Origin of the sequence: Kluyvera intermedia, assembly GCF_021440345.1 — a bacterium.
Lineage (GTDB): Bacteria > Pseudomonadota > Gammaproteobacteria > Enterobacterales > Enterobacteriaceae > Kluyvera > Kluyvera intermedia_A.
On record NZ_JAKCNS010000154.1, the window covers coordinates 1 to 2,473 of the forward strand.

2 protein-coding genes are annotated in these 2,473 nt (G+C 34.4%); both read left to right on the forward strand.

Annotation, left to right across the window (positions count from 1 at the left end; translation table 11 throughout):
• The coding region (locus tag LZ634_RS22425; RefSeq protein ID WP_234508931.1) for an N-6 DNA methylase at window positions 1-1,240 on the forward strand (1,240 nt) is incomplete at its 5' end.
• The coding region (locus LZ634_RS22430) for an ATP-binding protein (protein ID WP_234508932.1) at window positions 1,218-2,473 on the forward strand (1,256 nt) is incomplete at its 3' end. The genes LZ634_RS22425 and LZ634_RS22430, both read left to right, overlap by 23 nt.

Below are 2,473 nucleotides of genomic sequence, written 5' to 3' on the forward strand. Positions count from 1 at the left end.
GTACACTGACATCAGAAATATTATTATAGAAGAAGATCCTCATTACTTTTTAAGATCAAATGAATCTATTAATACGTTAAGAGAGTCAGGTGTTTTTTTTACAGGAGAGGAATTATCAGCAGACTGTGCACGAAGAATCAGTCATACACTACAGCGTGATTCTAAAATAGTTGATCCTTGCTGTGGGGCTGGAAATCTTCTGATTGCACTATCGAAGCATCTTCCTGTAGAAGAAACTTTAAGTGATACATTAATTATGTGGAATAGTATGCTACATGGATATGATCTTTATGAGGATTTTATCTATGCAGCGAAGCTTCGGCTTGTATTAGAGGCTATAAGACGTGGAGTGGTAGTCGATGAAATAAACATCGACAAGAATGTTAATCGCCTAAAAAACATCAAACCTCTTGATTTTTTAAGTCAAAATGGTTCTTGTGAAAAGTATACGCATGTTATTATAAACCCACCCTATAACCAAAGTTTTTTAAAAGAATATAAATATTGGTGTGGCGGGAAGGTTAACCTAGCTGCTGTTTTTATTGATAAAATCATCGCTAGTTCTTTATCTGATATGCACTTGGTCGCCATTCTTCCTGATGTATTGAGAAGCGGTACTAGATATGAAAAATGGAGAGAAGAAATCGGACGTTTGATTTCTGGTGAAGTTATTATGAGAGGTCGGTTTGACTCTAAAACTGATGTTGATGTATTTATTCTTGATTGCCATGTCAAGGAAAATACTAATGGCATCCAATGGGTTAATAGACATAATGATTTCTCTTCGGTTATATCAGATTATTTCTCAGTTTCAATTGGAAGAGTTGTTCCTTATAGAGATGAAGAAGTTGGAAATAATCATAAATATATTTTCCCTGGATTGTTGAAGTCGTGGGATAAGATATGTAGTTCAGATATTATATCTAAACGTAAACATAAAAGTGTGCCTATACAACCGCCATTTATAACAATTAAAAGGACATCGTCACCAAAAGATAAAAATCGTGCTGGCGCCCATTTGATTTATGGGTCGGAACCTGTTTTTGTTGAGAATCATTTGATTATTGTCAAACCTTTTGATGATGACATTAATACATGTGAAAAATTATTAACGCAACTGAAATCATATCAAGTTAATTCTTTTTTAAATGATGTAATAAGATGTAGGCATCTTACAGTGAAAGTAGTAAAAGAAATCCCATTTGATTTGGAGGTTTATGATGAAAAAATTACTAAATAGCTATGCTTTCGATTTATCTCCGAGAGTTCCATTGCAACTTGGCAGAGAAAGCATTGCAAATTCTACGACGGCTATCTCAGAGTTAGTAAAGAACTCATATGATGCAGATGCAAAAAAAGTTAAGATTAGGTTGTTTAAATTAGATAAACCAACATCTGTAATGATAATTGAGGATGATGGTAATGGTATGGATCCCGAAACACTAATATCATCTTGGCTGAAGATTGGTACTGATAATAAACTTTATAATAAAACCTCTGCTAATGGCCGTATATTAACTGGTGCAAAAGGACTTGGACGACTAGGTATAGACCGTTTGTGTAGAAGATTGATTCTGCAAACAAAAACGGCATCTTCAGATCAAGTTTTACAACTTGATATCGACTGGAAAAAATATGAAGTAAGAGATAAAAGTTTCTTTGATATTAAACATAATGTTTACACTGTTGGTTATCCATCTCAAGATAAATATGGTCAAGTATTAGAAAGTGGATATGGGACCAGAATGATTTTACTCGGTTTGAAGGATGATTGGACAGGTTACTTGTACAATGATCTTGCGAAGGAGTTGAGACTTTTGGTATCACCTTTTTTTGCGAATGATGAGTTTAAGATCGAGATAGCAACAGATGTAAATGAAATGGAAACGTTAAATTCATCTGAAATATTAGAATATTCCCGCTGGTCGGTAGAAGCAAGTATACTCGATGATGGTAGCATTAGTGCTAATTATAAATACAAAAATGAATTAGTTGACGCATATAATGTTCCGTGGAGTGAGTTAATTAAAAGTCGTCATGATCTCCCAGCATGTGGTCCTCTTGACGTGAAAATTTATTATATTCCACGAGAGTCTATGTCTGATATAGACTTAAAGGTTAAGCAAATCAGATCGTTTCTTGATGCTAACCAAGGTGTTCGTATTTATAGAGATAACTTTAGAGTCCGACCATACGGAGAACCCTCAGGCAAAGGGGATTGGTTAGATTTAGGATTGAGAAAAGTTAGAAATCCAGAGGGAATGAAGCAAGGGAATTGGAAAGTTGGCCCAAACCAGATTGTAGGGGCTGTATTTATTAACAGAGATAAAAATATTAGTTTAAATGATCAGGCGAATCGAGAAGGTATTGTTGAGAATGATGCTTTCTATGATTTGCGTACATTTATCTTAAAGATAATAGAAAAATTTGAAAGCCTTGCTGTACTTCAGGCAAGAAAAGAAACTTCGCCAGA